Raw genomic sequence first — 17153 nt, 5'->3', positions numbered from 1 at the left:
CGACACCGCCTTTTCTCGAAACTTCGGTTCGAATTTTTTTTAGGAAGCGTACTGGTCCATCAGCGATTTTGCGATCACTCGGAGAGCCATCACTTCTTCCGCACCTTCGAAGATGGAGAACACTCGTGCGTCCACGAAATAGCGGGACACCGCGTATTCTTCCGCGTAACCCATTCCGCCGTGAATCTGCATCGCTTCGCGGGTCACCCATTCCGCTACCTTAGAAGCATAGAATTTTATCAGCGTCGCTTCCATTTGGCCCTGGTGGTTGTCCAACTGTTTGGCCACCGCATTCGTATATTGGCGGGAAGCCTGTACGATCATCGCCATACGGGCAATTTTGTATTTCGTAAGATTGTAATTGAAGATCGGTTTTTGAAAGACCTGTCTTTCTTGGGCGTAACGTAAAGCCGCTTCTAGAGCAGCTTGCATAACCCCGTTCGCGCGAGCTGCAGTCTGGATCCTTCCGCCGGCGAATCCTTCCATCTGGAAATAAAAACCTTTTCCGCGACCTGCATCGCCTCCGATCAGGTTTTCTTCCGGAACGAAATAATCCTCGAAAGAAACTTCGAAAGAATGCATTCCGCGATAACCGATCGTGCCGATCGCTTTGCCGCTGATTCTTCCGCCACCGTCCTGTTTGTAGTCGAACTCGTGGCCGGTAAAACTCGGCTTTTCCGCCAATAGAATGGAAAGTCCTTTGTGTTTGAGCTCCGGATCCGTTTCCGTTCTTACGAGAATCAAAAGAAGGTTCGCATAACCCGCAAAAGTACACCAGGTCTTGACTCCGTTAACGAGCCAACCTCCGTCCACCTTTTTGGCGGTGACGGAAACTCCTGCGACATCGGATCCGTAATTCGGTTCCGTAACCATGATCCCGCCCATTTTTTCTCCGGCAGCGATCAAGGGTAACCACTTCTCTTTTTGGGCGTCCGTTCCGCCCTTCAGAAGAGCTTTGGAAAGGATCTCCGGACGAGTGATCAAGGAACCCGCGATTCCCAAGGATCCTCTGGACAACTCCTCAGTTACTACCAACATGGAAATATTATCCGGATGATCGTTCGGTTGCAGACCGCCGTAGTTTTCCGGAATGCAAAGACCGAAACATCCCATGTCCCGCAATCCCTGTATGATTTCCTCAGGAACGATATCGTCGTGCCTATGCACGTGTTCCGCTCTAGGTGCGACCATTTCTTCCGCGAACTGTTTGAAGGTCTGCCGGAACATTTCGTGGTCTTCGCTCAATCCGTAGGCTCCGTAATGTCCGAGGGAAACGATGAGTTCCGCGATACGGTCGTAATTGGCGATGGCAGTGGCTTCCTGCAAAAACTGATTCGTACTATCGTCGAATAATTTGGAAATCAAATCCTGGACAGAGACGCCGTATTCATGGGGGCGTGCGCTGAGTTCGGAACGGATATGAGTTACGGTTTCCGCGGCAAAAGCGAGAGCCATCAGACGTTCCAAGTCTCCCGTGCCTAGGGAATCGTTCCATGCATAATTGATGAAGTTTTCCGCAATCCTTTGTTCGGACGTCAACCAAGCGATCTGATACTGAACGAGCTGATTTTCGTCCATTTTCGAAACGGAAACTTTTCCGCCGGAACTGCATTTTGCAGCAAGCGACTTAGTAGCCTGCTCGATGACGGATGCGGAACGGGAAAGAGCTTGTTTAGCCGTTGAGGAATCCGTCGGAGAATTCGTAGCGATCATCTTTTTCAACCTGCCAAATGGAAATTAGAGCTGTATTTACTATAAATTGAAAAAGTTTTGCACTGTCATTTAAGTTTTTCGGACCCCGTTCCAAGACAAAGAATGATTTGAGAATGAGACAGAATCCGCAAACCCTCGCGGCAAAATACGGATTACTTGAATTGGTTTTTCACCAAGGAATTCCGGATCTTCAAAAGATTGTTCCGGATCCTTCTTTTCTGGTCGTCCGACAGTTCGATTTCCGAGCGCTCCGCACGGTCCAAAACGAGGGACGCTTTTTCCACGAATTCTACCGCCGCTTCGCTGATGGATTCCCGTTTGGATTGCTTTTCCTTAAAAAAATCCAAAGCCTTTTGAACGGGTTTCAATTGCTCCGTTACCGTATCGATTTCCTGTAATTTCGCGCTCATACTTTCCTCTTCAATCGTACAGAACGTCTATGTATTTCTTCTTAGCTTCGGCGTGTTCCTTGAAGTTCTTGGAAAAATAGTGATAACCGTCCGGCTTCAGCAAAAAGAAAAGATAATCCGTTTCCGTAGGCATGAGCGCCGCTTCTAGCGCCGGGAGTCCCGGGTTGGAAATCGGCCCCGGGGGATACCCTTTATTTAAATAAGTATTGTACGGAGAGACGATCTTTAGGTCCTTTTCGAAGATCCTAGGATGAGGTTTGTCGAATAGATACTGGATGGTGGCGCAGGATTCGAGAGGAATATCCTTCTTCAAACGATTCAAAAAGACTCCGGCCATCAAAGGTCTCTCTTCCTTTTTCTTGGCTTCCCGTTCCACTACGGATGCGAGAACTACGATTTCATGAAGTTTATTCGGATTCAATTCCTTAGCCTTCGGAATCTTATCCAATTTGGCAAAGAACCGTTTGATCATCATTCTTACGATCTTGTCCGCGGGATAATTTACCGGGACGCTGTACGTTTCCGGAAACAGATACCCTTCGGCATTGGCCGCAGGAATTTTAAATTCCCTCATGAGCTCGGTCCGAGACGCCGCTTGCAGGAAATCCGCACGGGATTTTATTAGATTTTTTTTAACTAGCAGATCCCCTATCTGACGATCGTTGTATCCTTCCGGAACGGTGAAGGTAACCAATTTCACCTTTCCTTCGGTGATGACTTGCAGGATTTTTCTGGCGTCCATTCCGTCGTTGAGTTCGTAAAGGCCGGCCTTGATCTTATTCGCGGAACGGGTAGCTTTGATCAGGAACAGGAAATATTTGGAGGACTTGAGAAGGCCGTTTTTGGAAAGGAATTCCGTAACTTCGACCGGAGAATCCCCCGGTTCTATGCTCAAATCCAGCTTGACCTGACCGGAACCGACAGCGCCCCCTTTGAGTTCGTCCGTTACGAAGAAAGCAAGCAATGCTAAAAGGGCCACCCCGAGCAAGATTCCACCGAGTCCGAGAAGAATTTTATTTTTGGATTTCATATCATACGGTCCCAAAGATTTCTATCGTCATATCTACGATCATTCGAAATACACTTATCCTCTCCGTCTATTCCCTTCCTAAAAAGGGAACATTCAAAACTTGCAAGTTTTCTCCCTTTCTTTCGCGAAAAAAACAGGAATAGTAGCCTTCGTGACATGCGGCGCCCGATTGCTCCACTATGTACACCAAAAACTTACCATTCGCGGAAGCCAGGACTTCCTTCACATTTTGGACATGACCGGAAGTGTCCCCTTTCTTCCAGAGGCTTTTTCTGGACCGGCTATAATACGTACCGAAACCGCTTTCAAGGGTCAAGGTCAGACTCTCCCGGTTTGCAAACGCCTGCATCAAAACGTTCCCGCTGCGGTCCAAAGTGATCACGGGAATCAGCTCGTCCTGAAAATGCAAAACGGTCCGGTCAGTGAACGGGAAAAGCTCCGACTTCAAAAAGGAAGGATGTAAGAAAAGAACCGTATCCTCGTCGCAATCCACCAGCTCTCGGGTTCCTGAGGGCAGATTCTTTCTGACGGTCGCCAATTCCGTTTCGGACATTCTTTCCAAATCGGAGATGGATCCCGGCTGGGAGGTTGCGTAAACGACTGTGAGCATACGGTTATCGTACATGAACTTGGACGCCGTCGCTGTTGTCAAGGAAGGTGATTTTTTAGGAAGCCGCGGTATTTCCCGTCGGAACAAGTCGGAATTGGCCGCGCCCTTGCGGGACGGGCTGCTTCGGGTTCGCGGAGTCCCGCTCATCCAACACGTTCTCTTTCGCCTCCTAGCAGCATTTGCGATCTCTCGTGTTGGACAAGCCCTGCGCATCCCTCGCGAGGAAAAAAGTGCCACTTAACAATTGGGCTTTTCGATTTTTTGCATATTATAATTATTTAATAAAATTCTGAAATAAGGTTTCCGTCCAAAGATCGGGTTTAGGGAAAATACTATCTCAAATTCCAGGAAAGTGCTTAAATTCGAGGAAAAATTCCCCGAAAGACAATTCTTCCTGAAACCAAAATGACAATGAATAAGATGACCAGCATGACTCTTATAGAGACAATTTCTCCTTAATTACAAATTACCCCGGGTTTTCACGGCAAACCTTTGTAGCAAAAATTGCAGCTGACCATGGTAAAAACCCTGCTATCAATTTATTTCTATTCTTGGAAAATCGAAACCGAAGCTGTTCCTATTTGTCATAAATCAGCTTCTCTAAAGGGAAAATAACAATAGTATCCTCAGAAAAAGCAGAAAATATGGCATAAATATGCCATATTTTGTTCGATTTTTCTAGAAGGTTTTCAAATATTTATAAAAAAAATATGTAAAGAAATAGAACCTATATTTTCGTAGTCCACGAGAAACTACAATTATCTAGTATTTTGAAAAGTAAGCCTTGAGCTTTATAAAGCGGAATTTTTCTGCTTTTTCTCGCGAGAGAGATTAAAGCGACTCCCACTCTGCCATTAATTAAAATGATGAGGTAAAAATGTTTAAAAATCTTACTTTGAAGTTAGCTATTTTGATGATAGCTTCGATGTTTTCAACCGCTTGTTCAACGCACCAAACCTGGATCTATAGGGCAAGCGGTAAATCAATGATCTCCAAACCGCTTGTGAATGAACCAATTGTTATAGTCCCTTTCTTAGACCAAAGGGCAAGTACGAATGATAATAAAACTCTACTTTATGCAGTTCCATTTATGCCTTTTGGATGGGCAAACTATGAGGCCCCTGAAGGTGTTGCGCGCCACATAACGTCAGGACTCTGGCAGAATTACAAGCCGGTAGACGATTTTGCCAAAGCTTTAGTGCTGGAAATGGAAAATGCGGAATTATTCAAAGACGTTTCTTTTAGTTTTAATCGGGGAGACAAATATTATATTCAAGGCGTCATCCTTAAAACTGGGTATTCGGGAAAAATGTTTTCATATTTATTGAGCATTTACGGACCTATCCTCTGGCTTATCGGTTTGCCGGCAGTAACTGTAGAAAATACCCTAAAGATCGAATTAAGTTTAGTGAACAATAAGAGTAAAAAAATCTTATTCACTAAAGAATATGATGCAACACCTTATAGCGAAATCGGCTGGATATACAGTTTACCGAACGACTTCCACTATGCAGAAATGCTAAACGAAGTGTATAAAAAATTTATCTACGATTTAAGAACGGAACTTTCGAACGGGATAAAGAATTAAAAATCCAAACAAGGGAGGGGTGTTAATCCCCCTCTCTTATTTCTCGATAGCCCCGAGAATACCTTAATCGCATTCAATCGTTATTCCAATGTTAAATTAGAACATGGAATTATGAAAAACTATCCTTATTTTATAATTCTAAGTTTAGAAACTTCGGATAACCCATATACCGAATTAGAATTTTACTTTTCCGTTTTTTATTTCGAAACTTCTATTGTAGAATCAGTCGTATATCCGCTCGGTCCGGGTTCTTTCATACTTCATGGTTTACATGGTCATCTTCCTCATTAATTCAAAAAATCGAACTTCTATCCGAGAACACTATGTTTCAATTTCAGATGCAATCCAATCTTTCCGAATCGCCAGACGTCGTCTGGAATTCGGTAAAAACGATGAAAGGGGTAAACCGGGAAATTCTCCCCTTTCTAAGGATGACTTATCCTAAAGAAGCGGAAAATCTTTCCTTAGAGGACGTACCGCTGGACCGCACCTTGTTTCGCAGTTGGATCCTTCTCTTCGGGATTCTTCCGGTCGATTATGACGATATTAAAATCGTCGAAATTTATCAGCACGGATTTTTGGAATCCTCGGAAATGCTCTCGAACAAAATCTGGAGACACAAACGAATCGTATCGAGATCCGAAAACGGTTCCCTGTTACGGGACGAATTGGAATTTGCACCGCGGATTCCCGGCGTCGGATTCCTATTTATACCAATATACAAACTTGTCTTCGCTTACAGACATTTTCGATTAAGAAAAATTTTCGGAGAATCTAAAAAATAAATCCGTCATCCGAGAAGCCGGAGAACGTTCCGGATCTAGAACGTTAGAAAATCATTTATTACTTGAACGAAGGCATGAGTCCTTTATCCTTTGGCCGAGGTTAAAGCATAGCGTGAAAAACAAGATTGCAGTCCTTCTTTTCCGGATTTTGATCGTCTTCCTATTTTTCCAAACGAAGATGCAAGCCCAAAGCCCGTACAAGCTAAAAGGCCCCGTCCTGATTCGGCCTTTCGGCGATTCCATCACGTACGGGATCGGCTTTACGAACGATTGGCAATGCCCGGTATATGAGATCGGTCAATATCTTTGCATGCCGCCGGCAAGGACCGGAGGTGGATATCGCGGCTGGATGACGATTTATTCCTTTATGCAGGACGGGATCGTGTTCACTACCGAAGGCTACCAAAGCGGCGGATCCAACGCATCGCAGTGGATCGCCAATACCCAAACCCACGACGGGTATCCCGGCTGGACAAACGAGCAATTATTAACAAAGGCAAAGTATGCGAGTTTCTCGGACATCACCTTAGTGCATGCTGGAACCAACGATATGTGGCAAATTTTAAAAAATCCGAATCCTACGGATGCGATGATAAATCAAGTGGCGACTTCTGCCGGGGCCAGTTTATTCACTTTGCTGAATGCATTACTTCAGAGCAATCCGAAGACCTATCTGTTCGTCGCGCAAATCATCAAAGTAAGTGCCCCACAAAAGGGTTACAATTCTTTCGATTATGAAACGGTCAATAAAGTGATCTTTCAATACAATAATTACATTGCCGACAACTGGTACAATTTTCCCCCGGAAAGTAGGGCGAGAATGACGCTTGTAGATATGCACCAGACTCTGATTCCGGTCGAAGACTATTTCGGAGACGGGATCCATCCGAATATGTTGGGTTATCGGAAAATCGCGTGCTCTTGGATTCGGGCGATTCAAGGAAAAAAGCAGAACCAAGATGATCCTTGTTCCGGAATTCTGACAGCAGATGTCGGGAAACAGATGATTCCAAGCAAGGAAGAAATGTTGCGAATGACCCCTGCGAAAGACAAGTTGGAACAGTTCCTAAAAGGAAAACCGAACAGAAATTGAGGAATCAAGTCTCCATTCCGGGCTATATGGGCCGTGGGTTTCTTTCCGAATCCGCAAAGGTCTTACTTAGCGGATTTATCATAAAATGGGGTCTTTAAGACATTTAGAATCGATATAATTTAGATTTCCAATGACTGGAACGCATAAGAAAAGAATATACAATATAAACTAAGTATATAAAAATGAAACGGACGATTCTCGTCCGATTTACTTTTATAAAAGGCTTATATGAAACCGTTCAAAAAAATTCGCATCGTATTGACCCCTCTTATTTTTTTCCTATCCTTTTCAATTGAAGCAGGTTCCTCCGACGCTACTTTATATGTTCAAAAACTTTTTTCAGGTGCCTGCAAGAATGATAAGTCTCTTTTAAAGGATCACATGTTTGAAGTTATTCGTACGAACCAACCTGACGATCCCAGTAAGGCGCTCGATCCTGAAAATATCGATGATAGACAAGCCGAATTTGATGCGAATAAGGACCTTTACATTAAACAATTTTGCAATATGAAAATTCTGGGTGAACGGAACGAAGGACAAATTTTAGGAGTGATCGTTCGTGAATATCCAACAAATCCTTATTTCAAATCTATATGGAAGTTTAAAAAAATAGCAAATAAACTTTACTTAATCGAAGTCGACGAAACGACACTAGGTTATCCTCAGTACGAGTATAGAGATCTAAAGTCCGAATTCGAATCCAATGCATTAAAAGCCTCTTCCGAACTGCAAGGGAAAATCATCGGAGTCAACGGAACCGTTTGGAAAGTGGATAAAGACCTTTTGGGAAAACCGTACATCGCTTTTTCCGGATTGGAAGAAACGGGAAATTCTTTTGATTTCGGTTTCTTAAAATGTTTCCTTTTACCGGAAACTTTAGGATTAGCCAGAATGGTAGAAAAAGGGCAGAGAATCAATGTAACAGGAAAGCTTGTCGGACAGGAATTTATAAAGATTGAACTAAAGGAATGCGCTATTAGCGAAAGTACTGTCAGGGGAGAAGGAAACGAAGATTCAAATTGGCAGTAGTCATAAAGTGAAACATTTCAGACATCTGACTGGCAATCCGGTCTATGGACAAAAAGCAGATTCTTAAAGAAAGAACGTAAAACATCCCTTCCTTGAGTTTGCAATTTGCGGCGAGTCGGGGAGATATCCGACTGAATTTGTAACCCGTCAAATACGGCTAAAATCGTTTTGGCAAGAACCGAAGGGGAAAGCGTTGCAACCAAAAGTCCGTTCTTTTGTCCTTCCTCTATCGTGGATGAAAAGACGGCTTCCAAAGAATCATAAAAGGCGATGATTTCATCTTCCATAGTTCCACCATCAGCGGTTGCTTCCGCGAACAATCGTGGAGAACAATTTCCTTCGATAGCAAGGCGATTTGCAAGACGTTCCAGATATTCGCCCAGACGAAGATGGGCAGGGAGTCTCAACACTTCGGGATCTTGGAATCCGAAACGATCCAGATTTAGGAAACCTCGGATCAGAGTATCTCGGATTTCTTCTTTACTATCGAAATGAAAGTAAATTCCACCCTTGGTGAGTCCTGCCGCATCCGCTATGTCCTGAACGGAGGTCTTTTCGAAACCCTTGCTAAAGAAGCAACGCATAGCGCCGGTCAATATGGATTCCCTGCGCACATCTTCGGAGAGCTTTTTCCAACCAAGGCTTTTGGACATAAGATCTGCCTTCTTTTTAAAAGATCGAACCGGGCAAGTCAAACCGAATCGAATCTTTTTCGAAAAATAAATACCGACCGGTAGGAATTCCGGTTTGACAATTCTTCTTCAATAAATACCGATGGGTAGGAAACCTTTTTCCAAACTGGAGATGCCAATGAACCCGATTTCTAACCTAGCAAAACCGCTGAACCTCCCAAATGGCACGATCCTTCCGAATCGAATTGCGAAGGCGGCGATGGAAGAAGGGCTGGCGGATCGAGATTTTCTCCCGGGCAAAAATATGTTTCGTTTGTACGAGCGCTGGTCCCGCGGAGGAGCTGGTTTACTGCTTACCGGCAACATGATGGTGGACCCGGGAGCTTTGACTGGTCCAGGGAATGTCATTCTGAGAGAGGACGGAAGTCTAGATCGATTCCAAAAACTGGCAGAGATTGCACAGTCGGGAGGATCGAAACTCTGGATGCAGATCAATCATCCGGGACGGCAAGTATTCGGTTATATCTCAGAAATTCCGGTCGCTCCTTCGGCGGTTAAGGTTCAGATTCCGGGAAGAATGTTGGCTAAAGTTTTTGGAACTCCGAGGGCTCTGACATCCGATGAAATCAAACGCATTATAGATCGATTCATCATGGGAGCGAAGCTTGCAGAAAAGGCGGGTTTTAACGGGGTAGAGGTGCATTCCGCTCATGGATATTTGTTAAGTCAGTTTTTATCTCCCTTAACCAATCTTCGAGAGGATGAATGGGGCGGCTCCCTGCAAAATCGGGCGCGAATCCTATTAGAAATCGTTAAAGGAGTCAGGTCTTCCACCAAACGGGAGTTTTGCGTGGGAGTTAAATTAAATTCTGCGGATTTTCAGAAGGGAGGCTTTGAGGAAGAAGACGCGATAAAAGTGATCGAAATGTTAAATGAAACTGGGATCGATCTACTCGAGATTTCCGGAGGTAATTACGAATCCCCGGCGATGCAAGGAACGGAAAACACCGGGACGAAACAAAGAGAAGCTTATTTTTTGAACTTCGCCAAAAAGGCCCGCAATACGGCAAAAATGCCCTTAATGGCAACCGGAGGATTTCGGTCGGGATCGATTATGGAGGAGGCGATTCTCAGTGGGGTGGTCGATATGATCGGTATCGGGACTCCCTTCGCGTTCGACCCTGATTGTGCAGCTAAATTGGTTTCCGGAAAGATCGAAAAGACAAGCGTGAATCTTCCAAATCTTGCAAATCCGGCCTTGAATTCTCTTTCTAAAATATCCGCTATTAGAGTGCAGTTTAGAAGAATGGCAGAGGGAAAGGATCCGAAAGTCCCTTTTTCTTTAGTGGGCAATTTAATTGTTGAACAGATTCGCGCTAGGCGGAATGCGAAACGCTACAAACGATTCATCGAAGCAAAATAGACCCGAGAAGCGCACGAAATAAACTCGGAATGACCGATCACACTCGTCCGGAAATTTCGCCAAACTGGCAATCAGTGAAAATCAGATCACCGATCTTTTCTTTCTTCCGGATTTTGAATCACCTCCGAAGTTCGGTGTTCATCATTCTCTGTAAATTTCAGAATGTCGGCTATGGTGACTCCGGATTTGCCTTTCGGCAAATCCGGAGCTTCTCTTATGCGGCTTCCCTCTCTTTGCGATCTACATGACTATCGAATCGCACTTCTTCCGCGACGATCTTGAGTTTGGATCGGTTTTGCCCTTCCTGGTTTTTCCAACGATCCTGCTTTAAATAACCGACCACCGTAGCTTTTTTTCCTTTTTTTAGGTATTCGGCGCAGTTCTCGGCCGAGCGATCCCAAACTTCAACATCGAGATAAGAAACCTCAGGTTCCTCTCCTTCGACCTTTTTAAAGCTGTGATTCACTGCAAGTGTGAAGTTCGCTACGGATTTGCCGCTGGAGATCTTTTTCAGCTCGGGATCTCCCGTCAGGAAGCCGTCGACTACTGCGATGGATAGATTTTTCATAGGTATTTTTTCCTCAAAGAATTCATAGACTACATGTAAGGAAACAAGGAGTGCATGAGCATTTTTTTTTGAAGGGCCCCACCCTCTCTGGGCGGGGGCCGGTGCGGTGGTACACCCAGGCGCATAACACGCATTTGCTCAAGAGTAAAATCTTTTTTTGAAAATCTGTTGTAGGAGGTCATACAAAGTTGAAATAGAAAAATATCTTGCCCAAACGCAGTTTTTCTGATAGAGGATTCGGAGCAAATCGCCCCGAGCCCACTTCCTTCGCCCGGACCTGGGTGTGGGCCGCTCAAAACTTCCCTAGTACAGTCCTATTCCCGCATTTCGAGAATTCCGAACCGTTCTTTCTTTACTTTTCGAATCGGTTCGTTTCTATTTATTCCAGAAAGGGAGTTCCTACAAATCGGAATGATTCGCACAAAGTGCATTCGAAAAACCAAAGTCGCTCAGTGCATGTTCGCCCTTTCTTTCCTATTGAGTGCTTGCACATTCGATAGGACCAAAGGAATTCTTTACGAGGAAAATGCGATGGGAATCGACGTCGTTTTTCCTCCTTCCTATCGACCTCAAATTTTTTACCCTTTCGGTACGAATCTCTTCGAAAACGTCAAGCAACCCCAATGGGCTTTGTTAAGAGAAGCCCCAATCCTGACTTCCACCGCCCTGCAAAAATCTTTCGTTAAGACCTTTTCTCTTCGAGCAGGAATTCGACTGCAAAACTCGGAACAAGCTCCAAGAACGACCGTTACGATCATACCGATCAATTTGTTGATCTCGGACGGGTTGAGTGCCTTTGTAGAAATTCTGATCGTATTCAAATTACATGATGGAAGAATATTCACCGACAGGTTCAGCATGGCAACTAGGGACGAATTCCCGAATGGCGCCTACACTCGAGCATTTTGGGAGGCGGCGGCCTTTCGATCCTTAGAGCTCTATCGTCTCTTCCCACGACACCAGGACAAACTTCCGGAAGAATACCTTGTCCAACCGCGATTCTCGGAGGAACCGCTGACATATTTCATCTCTCTTTTCCAAGGAATGCCCGGAATCAAAATCAAATATTTCAATGAAGCGGACGCAGCCGTCGCCTATCTGCCGAATGAATTCGCGGCCTTGGACTGTCTTTCTTACGCAAACGATGTCAGAGGCGGTGTCAAATGCACAAGCCGCCAAAAAATAAAAATTCCTGTGTTCTGGTCCTTGAAAATCGACCGAACTTCTACGGATACATTCCTATCTAGATAAAACAGGTAGTTTCAAATTGAACGAAAGATCATTTCCTTTTCCGAATCGCAATCCAACTCGGAAAAGGAAATGTCTCAATTAAAAATTCGATTCAAGAACGGAGATATAAGAATCCCCTTCCCATATCCATGAAACTTCTCGGATCGAATCCTCTTCGCGGAGCATGTTGTTCCAGGTAAACCATCCGATCGAAATACCGATCAAAAAAACTGCGGCCGCCAACCATTTTCGATCCATATAGAGAATCGGTTTACTTTTCTCGGACTCCTGATGAAACCTGGCAATCACGTTAGACGCGATTTCCTTTGGCCAATCAGGATCGGATTTCCGAAAGTGGATTTCCTTATACATATCGGGGTTTTGTCCGTTCATTCTTCCCATCTTACCCCTCCCTCTCTTCTGTTAGAGTTATGCATCCTTCTCAGCATTTCCTTGCCTCTTGCCGCCCTAGACTTTACCGTGCCTGCCGGGACGCCTAACGCTTCGGCAATCTGTTTTTCGGAGTAGCCGGAGAAATAGTATTGAAGAACGCTCCTATAAGATTCGGGAAGTTGCATCACCCAAATCTTTGCTTTCTCCCAAGTAGGAAGATCTTCCAATTCGTCAGAATCGGAGACGGCCGGTTCCAACTTACGTTCTTCTTCGAATCTTTTACCGGCTTTTTCCGCTTTGGTTTCTTCTCTTCCCAACACTTCGTTCATACGAATGGATTCGTTTCTAGCGATCGTATAAAGCCAAGTGGTCAACTTGGAATCACCACGGAACTGACCCTTCAACAAGGCTTTGTAAGCCCGTAAATACGTTTCCTGTGCGACATCATCGATAGCGTAGGAAAAGCGTTCATACAAATAGCGGGAGATCGCCGCTAAGACGATCTCCCGAGTATTGTCGACGAAGCGGGAAAATTCCTCTTCTCCCATAAACCCCTCCGAAGAAAAAAGGATCAGCCTTCTTCCTTCTCTTTCCGGAATTTATCTTGGAACTTCGTAATCAGATCCGCCAGCTTATTTCTTTGTGCCGGAGTCAGAATTGCGTGAAACTCTACCGCTTTTTTCAGAATAAAAGTCCGGAGTTCCCCTTTTTTCTTTTCTCTTTCCTGACCGTACTTGTTCCATTTGTCTACATTCAGTTTTTCGCCGCGAATTTCATCGACCGCCTCTTTAGGAAGAAAATGTCCTTCTGGCAGATTCAATTCTTTCCGCTTTGCAAGAACTTCGCCTTTGATCTTTTCCAAGGTCGCAGCTTGGGACTCGTTCAACTCCAATTCGGATTTCAATTTTTGCACGACCATTTCCGCCCTTTTTTCAGGGGAAAGCCATTTATGATGACCGCAACCTTGTGCGAAGACGATAGCCGAACTAATCACGGCTAGGATAGCGGTCATTTTTGCAACTTTACGAAACATCTCTTTATCTCCTCGTTACTGATCCTCTGACCGAACGAGCAATCACCGGTTCCAAAAAAATTAGACGGTATCAATGACTAAAATATTTTCTTGGGGAATCTCATATTTCGTCGCAAGTTTGGCAACGACGGCATTCAGCAGTTCAAAGTAATTCTTGTGAAAATGAAAAGCTTCTTCTATCTCCAGAAAGAAACGTCTTGCTTGTGATAATTCCTTTAAGACAAAGCTGATTTCCTGAACGATTCTTTCCGGGGTTTTCCCGTAAGGACAACCGACCAACCTCACTCCGGCTCCATAACCTTCTTTGGAAATTTTCTGAATGGAAAAAGGGAATTCCTTCTTATCGATCAAAGAAGTTTGCTCGATTCTTAATGCCGATTTGATCTTTGCCAGTAGTGAATTCGGTTCGAAGGGCTTCAACAGATAAGCCGCCAACTGACCGCTAGCTGCTGCCTGCAGGATATTCTCTCTTTCATTACTCACAGTTAAAAAAATGATGGGTCGATTCTTGTTCTTGTCAGGAATCCTTTCGACCAATCTAAGACCGGACAAAAGCGGCATTTGATTGTCCAAAAGAATCAGATCATAGACGTCTTTTTTGAGTTTCAATTCCGCCGCAACACCGTCCACTACATGGTCTACTTCGAAATTATATCTTTCCAGAAAATGGATCAAAAGATCCGCGGAGGTTTCATCGTCTTCCGCCAGGAGGACTTTATAGGATCGATATGACATGGCCTGAATGCCTTTTTGTGCCCTTATCGGGAGAATGATTCGAAATTTATTGAAAAATCCCGCTCGGTTGAGATTCGACCTTCGGAGACTTCTCGTCGATAAAAAAAAACCGGTCGGGGGGAAGCGGCTAATGACCCCGGACCGGTTGCGTAATGAGGATGGATTCCGTTTGGGAACGAAAAGGTTATCTACCTCTTTCCCAATAACCTTCCCTGTATTGGTCGGTCAGATCGACCCAAACGTCGGAGGCTCCTTTGGAAGTTTTGGCTTCCTGCAGTTTCGTTGTTTCATACGGAGTCAAAGGCGAAGAGAATTGCCAACCGTACGCCGCACAAGCGCTTCGGCCGTTGCTCCAATTACCGGAAGAATCCGTAATCGCCCAATTTCCGGAACCGTCTTTGCAGGCGTAACGGAAATTCACGGAGCAATTATTGTCGTTCCAGCGACCGTCGCTTCTGACCTGGGCGCAATGTTCGTTATTATTGTAATTGTTAGGTTCCCCGACCCCCCAAGACCAGAGTCCTAATTTTGCGAAATCCGGATTAAATTGGTCGATTCCGAAGACACTTACGCCGCAGGATAACATTTGCGGAATATTCGAATTCGTAAATACTCCTGTTTCCTTTGCTCCGTTGTAGATTCCGAAGTAATTCGTGCTATCGTTATATACTCTGGTCATAGAAGAATCGTAGGTACTTCTACTCCAGTTACAATCCGGATATCCTCGAAAATCCTTGGGGTGGATGGAGAAATTCCCGAAGAACATCTGCTTAAAGTAAGAATTCCATACGCCCGGATAGCAGAAGTCGCTCATGAGGAGGATTCTTTTGCCGGAAGAAAGCATGTCCTTTAACTTAGGCATGTTATCGGGACTCGGAACATCGCCGCAAGCTCCGGTGGAATATTCGTAGAGATAAGGGCCGAGGTAACTTTTGACGATACTCAAAAATTGATCCGCACGATTGTCTATATAATCCTCTATGTAAAGGATAATGATTTCGTTCTGATTTTGAGGTGCGGAGATCCAATTTTGGATCTCGGAGAGTCCGTTTCCTACCGGGCGATCAAAGACGTTACACCCGACTCCGTTAGCTTGCGCGTGACAAAGTAGAAAATCTTTCGCGAAATGCGCTCCCAAAACGTAATGCACGTCTAGTTCGATGAATCTGGCTCCTAGCCGAAGCTGATCCGTAATCGAGTATTGCTGGTTGGGAAACGAATAGGAAAAGAAAGGACCTGCGTATGCCTTACTGTTATAGGAATTGTGGGTCCCGTAAAATAGCGCCTTATGAACGGGTAAATTAACTTCTCTTTGGATTTGCCTTTGGATGCCGATCGCTTTCGCTTCCGGAGATTGCTCGAATAAATCGATCGGATTCGGGACGACCGCTCCCCGGCTCGCCATTAGGACGTTGCCGGCTGACAAAAGCAGGGCGAGGACCAAAAACGGAACCATTCTCTTCATCATTTTTCACCTAAGTTTTTACTATATCCTACCTCCTTGCCTGATCGGGAACCCAAGCCTTACTTATTTATTACTTATATTCCGGATTTTTTATTTAGAACAACCGATATAATTTTTATTCGTTTGTTTTCAAACAATCGGTTAGCACTTCTTGGAATCCGGGAGAAGTCAGAATCTGATAATGAGACAAACCGAATAATACTCGAACTCTCTTTTCGGGATTTGCCTTCTTTCGATACACTCGTTCGGAAAGAGCTTCCAAACTGGATTTCTCCACAATACCGTCTCCGATCCAGTTCGACCAATCGCCTGGTTTTTCCGACACTAGGCTATAAACCTGGGTGGCATTCACTTCGTCCAGTTCTCCGAAATAGAATTCCTGTCCGTATCTTCCGATCGGATCTTTTCTTTGCCAATCTTCCTCTCGGATCAGTCCGTGCGACAAATCCTTCATCGCGTCGCTTCTTTGGTTACCTATGTATCCGATCAGATTTACCGGAAATACGGGCAGGGACTCCGCGCCTAACCCGAGCCAAAATCCGATCTTTTCGATATAGGATCCGCCGTCGGGCGAACTCACGAATAACGCATGACGTATCTTTTCCGAAAACCGAAATCCGTCTTTCTCTGCTAGATAGAAGGCACTCCTTAAAATCAGGCCACCTTGACTATAGGATAAAAAATCCGTTTTCTCGTCTTGAAATTCCGGCAGAGCAAACAGATCCTTGAGAAGAGAATACAAGGCCTCACCGTTTTTAGAAATATGGGCCCCGGGATTAAAACGTAGATATATCGGATAATAACCTTCCCGAACCATAGTCGCAACCGGACTGAACGGCCCTTCGGCGCTCCAGAGTCCTTCGTCGCAAAACAGACCCGGTATGCATAGCACCGTTCTTGTCAAACCGGAGCGTTGCCAATCCTGCAACACTTCGCTTGCACTCGCATCTCTTCCGTTCAACCGAAAGGAAGGTTGAATGGCCGAGGTGGTTACGAAATCCGCAAACGATTCCCCTACGATACTGGACACTGGGATATTCTCGAAGAGCTTTTTTTTAACGAACGAATCCGCCTGATCCAAAGAACCCAACGCGGTTTGCATGGCTGCCGCAGTGGACTCAAGCGCCCGAATCAACCCTGAATTCGTTTTTTCCGAAGCTCGTTGTAAGGAAGAGCCGGTTTCCCGAAAAAGCGAAGCTAATTCCGTTTTTTCCAGCACGGGGGTATCCGACAATTCCGTCAACTTTTGGGACATCCAGTCGAAGGAAGAAGTCAAGAAAGATCTGACTCCTTCCAAGGTTCCTAAGGAGACATCGGAAGCGAAACGGACTGCATCCTTACTCAGTCTAAAGCTAGGGTCCGTAGGTTTGTATAATTCGTCGAAAGGCATAATCTTTTAAGATCCGATAATAAACG

The 17153-nt window shown here is 44.9% G+C and carries 19 protein-coding genes; 7 read left to right on the top strand and 12 right to left on the bottom strand.

Annotated elements, in window-relative coordinates; all coding sequences use genetic code 11:
* Positions 1-39: 39 nt before the first annotated feature.
* From EHO60_RS07215 to EHO60_RS07200, 4 genes are all read right to left on the bottom strand, one after another.
* Positions 40-1713, bottom strand: coding sequence for an acyl-CoA dehydrogenase family protein (locus tag EHO60_RS07215; RefSeq protein ID WP_135767457.1), 1674 nt, complete (start codon positions 1711-1713; stop codon positions 40-42).
* A 152-nt stretch (positions 1714-1865) separates the two neighbouring features.
* Positions 1866-2123, bottom strand: a complete 258-nt coding sequence (locus EHO60_RS07210) for a hypothetical protein (protein WP_135767456.1) — start codon at positions 2121-2123, stop codon at positions 1866-1868.
* A gap of 10 nt (positions 2124-2133) precedes the next feature.
* Positions 2134-3153, bottom strand: a complete 1020-nt coding sequence (gene mltG / locus EHO60_RS07205) for an endolytic transglycosylase MltG (protein WP_135767455.1) — start codon at positions 3151-3153, stop codon at positions 2134-2136.
* 67 nt (positions 3154-3220) lie between these two features.
* Positions 3221-3763 carry a phosphoribosyl-AMP cyclohydrolase gene (locus tag EHO60_RS07200; RefSeq protein WP_135767992.1) on the bottom strand — a complete coding sequence of 181 codons (543 nt, stop codon included), beginning with the start codon at positions 3761-3763 and terminating at the stop codon, positions 3221-3223.
* Between EHO60_RS07200 and EHO60_RS07195 the strand changes: the two genes are divergently transcribed.
* The 5 genes from EHO60_RS07195 to EHO60_RS07175 all read left to right on the top strand — a co-directional run bounded on the left by EHO60_RS07195 (position 3756) and on the right by EHO60_RS07175 (position 8258).
* A complete protein-coding gene (locus EHO60_RS07195; RefSeq protein WP_167880169.1) occupies positions 3756-4004 on the top strand; it encodes a hypothetical protein in 249 nt (82 codons plus the stop codon). The genes EHO60_RS07200 and EHO60_RS07195 overlap by 8 nt on opposite strands.
* Positions 4005-4640: 636 nt before the next feature.
* A complete protein-coding gene (locus EHO60_RS07190; RefSeq protein ID WP_135767453.1) occupies positions 4641-5351 on the top strand; it encodes a hypothetical protein in 711 nt (236 codons plus the stop codon).
* 323 nt (positions 5352-5674) lie between these two features.
* Positions 5675-6136, top strand: coding sequence for a hypothetical protein (locus EHO60_RS07185; protein WP_135767452.1), 462 nt, complete (start codon positions 5675-5677; stop codon positions 6134-6136).
* Positions 6137-6248: 112 nt separating this feature from the next.
* Positions 6249-7229, top strand: coding sequence for a GDSL-type esterase/lipase family protein (locus EHO60_RS07180; RefSeq protein ID WP_246028177.1), 981 nt, complete (start codon positions 6249-6251; stop codon positions 7227-7229).
* A gap of 381 nt (positions 7230-7610) precedes the next feature.
* The gene (locus EHO60_RS07175; protein WP_167880168.1) at positions 7611-8258 is read left to right on the top strand and encodes an OB-fold protein; all 648 of its coding nucleotides are present in this window, start codon (positions 7611-7613) and stop codon (positions 8256-8258) included.
* Positions 8259-8275: 17 nt separating this feature from the next.
* Here EHO60_RS07175 and EHO60_RS07170 read toward each other — a convergent pair whose 3' ends face one another.
* Positions 8276-8911, bottom strand: a complete 636-nt coding sequence (locus EHO60_RS07170; RefSeq protein WP_135767449.1) for a TetR/AcrR family transcriptional regulator — start codon at positions 8909-8911, stop codon at positions 8276-8278.
* Positions 8912-9068: 157 nt separating this feature from the next.
* Between EHO60_RS07170 and EHO60_RS07165 the strand changes: the two genes are divergently transcribed.
* Positions 9069-10313, top strand: coding sequence for an NADH:flavin oxidoreductase/NADH oxidase family protein (locus EHO60_RS07165; protein ID WP_135767448.1), 1245 nt, complete (start codon positions 9069-9071; stop codon positions 10311-10313).
* Positions 10314-10527: 214 nt separating this feature from the next.
* Here EHO60_RS07165 and EHO60_RS07160 read toward each other — a convergent pair whose 3' ends face one another.
* Positions 10528-10881 carry a single-stranded DNA-binding protein gene (locus EHO60_RS07160; RefSeq protein ID WP_135767447.1) on the bottom strand — a complete coding sequence of 118 codons (354 nt, stop codon included), beginning with the start codon at positions 10879-10881 and terminating at the stop codon, positions 10528-10530.
* 411 nt (positions 10882-11292) lie between these two features.
* On the opposite strand from EHO60_RS07160, the gene EHO60_RS07155 reads away from it, so the two are divergent.
* A complete protein-coding gene (locus EHO60_RS07155; protein ID WP_135767446.1) occupies positions 11293-12132 on the top strand; it encodes a hypothetical protein in 840 nt (279 codons plus the stop codon).
* 78 nt (positions 12133-12210) lie between these two features.
* Here EHO60_RS07155 and EHO60_RS07150 read toward each other — a convergent pair whose 3' ends face one another.
* The 6 genes from EHO60_RS07150 to EHO60_RS07125 all read right to left on the bottom strand — a co-directional run bounded on the left by EHO60_RS07150 (position 12211) and on the right by EHO60_RS07125 (position 17127).
* Positions 12211-12504 (bottom strand): hypothetical protein, encoded by a 294-nt coding sequence (locus EHO60_RS07150; protein ID WP_246028176.1) that lies wholly within the window; start codon positions 12502-12504, stop codon positions 12211-12213.
* Entirely contained in the window at positions 12501-13052 is a 552-nt protein-coding gene (locus EHO60_RS07145; protein ID WP_135767444.1) for an RNA polymerase sigma factor, read from the bottom strand. Before EHO60_RS07145 ends, EHO60_RS07150 begins: the two co-directional genes overlap by 4 nt.
* A gap of 23 nt (positions 13053-13075) precedes the next feature.
* Complete coding sequence (locus EHO60_RS07140; protein ID WP_135767443.1) at positions 13076-13537, bottom strand: Spy/CpxP family protein refolding chaperone; 462 nt, start codon at positions 13535-13537, stop codon at positions 13076-13078.
* Between the two features lie 60 nt (positions 13538-13597).
* Positions 13598-14272 (bottom strand): response regulator transcription factor, encoded by a 675-nt coding sequence (locus EHO60_RS07135; RefSeq protein WP_135767442.1) that lies wholly within the window; start codon positions 14270-14272, stop codon positions 13598-13600.
* Between the two features lie 184 nt (positions 14273-14456).
* A complete protein-coding gene (locus EHO60_RS07130) occupies positions 14457-15740 on the bottom strand; it encodes a phosphoinositide-specific phospholipase C-related protein (RefSeq protein ID WP_246028175.1) in 1284 nt (427 codons plus the stop codon).
* A 112-nt stretch (positions 15741-15852) separates the two neighbouring features.
* A complete protein-coding gene (locus tag EHO60_RS07125; RefSeq protein ID WP_135767441.1) occupies positions 15853-17127 on the bottom strand; it encodes an esterase/lipase family protein in 1275 nt (424 codons plus the stop codon).
* Between the last annotated feature and the right edge of the window lie 26 nt (positions 17128-17153).

The sequence above is a fragment of the Leptospira fletcheri genome (assembly GCF_004769195.1).
GTDB lineage: Bacteria > Spirochaetota > Leptospiria > Leptospirales > Leptospiraceae > Leptospira_B > Leptospira_B fletcheri.
Note: the sequence above shows the minus strand (reverse complement) of the source record. Positions and strands in the feature narration are given on the sequence as shown.

Bases quoted from the DNA above. Each gene is read 5' to 3' on its own strand.
- EHO60_RS07135 (WP_135767442.1), bottom strand. From the start codon at position 14,272: ATGTCATATCGATCCTATAAAGTCCTCCTGGCGGAAGACGATGAAACC.
- EHO60_RS07140 (WP_135767443.1), bottom strand. From the start codon at position 13,537: ATGTTTCGTAAAGTTGCAAAAATGACCGCTATCCTAGCCGTGATTAGT.
- EHO60_RS07185 (WP_135767452.1), top strand. From the start codon at position 5,675: ATGTTTCAATTTCAGATGCAATCCAATCTTTCCGAATCGCCAGACGTC.
- EHO60_RS07125 (WP_135767441.1), bottom strand. From the start codon at position 17,127: ATGCCTTTCGACGAATTATACAAACCTACGGACCCTAGCTTTAGACTG.
- mltG (WP_135767455.1), bottom strand. From the start codon at position 3,153: ATGAAATCCAAAAATAAAATTCTTCTCGGACTCGGTGGAATCTTGCTC.
- EHO60_RS07155 (WP_135767446.1), top strand. From the start codon at position 11,293: ATGATTCGCACAAAGTGCATTCGAAAAACCAAAGTCGCTCAGTGCATG.
- EHO60_RS07160 (WP_135767447.1), bottom strand. From the start codon at position 10,881: ATGAAAAATCTATCCATCGCAGTAGTCGACGGCTTCCTGACGGGAGAT.
- EHO60_RS07200 (WP_135767992.1), bottom strand. From the start codon at position 3,763: ATGCTCACAGTCGTTTACGCAACCTCCCAGCCGGGATCCATCTCCGAT.
- EHO60_RS07130 (WP_246028175.1), bottom strand. From the start codon at position 15,740: ATGATGAAGAGAATGGTTCCGTTTTTGGTCCTCGCCCTGCTTTTGTCA.
- EHO60_RS07165 (WP_135767448.1), top strand. From the start codon at position 9,069: ATGAACCCGATTTCTAACCTAGCAAAACCGCTGAACCTCCCAAATGGC.
- EHO60_RS07190 (WP_135767453.1), top strand. From the start codon at position 4,641: ATGTTTAAAAATCTTACTTTGAAGTTAGCTATTTTGATGATAGCTTCG.
- EHO60_RS07175 (WP_167880168.1), top strand. From the start codon at position 7,611: ATGTTTGAAGTTATTCGTACGAACCAACCTGACGATCCCAGTAAGGCG.
- EHO60_RS07210 (WP_135767456.1), bottom strand. From the start codon at position 2,123: ATGAGCGCGAAATTACAGGAAATCGATACGGTAACGGAGCAATTGAAA.
- EHO60_RS07150 (WP_246028176.1), bottom strand. From the start codon at position 12,504: ATGAACGGACAAAACCCCGATATGTATAAGGAAATCCACTTTCGGAAA.
- EHO60_RS07170 (WP_135767449.1), bottom strand. From the start codon at position 8,911: ATGTCCAAAAGCCTTGGTTGGAAAAAGCTCTCCGAAGATGTGCGCAGG.
- EHO60_RS07145 (WP_135767444.1), bottom strand. From the start codon at position 13,052: ATGGGAGAAGAGGAATTTTCCCGCTTCGTCGACAATACTCGGGAGATC.
- EHO60_RS07215 (WP_135767457.1), bottom strand. From the start codon at position 1,713: ATGATCGCTACGAATTCTCCGACGGATTCCTCAACGGCTAAACAAGCT.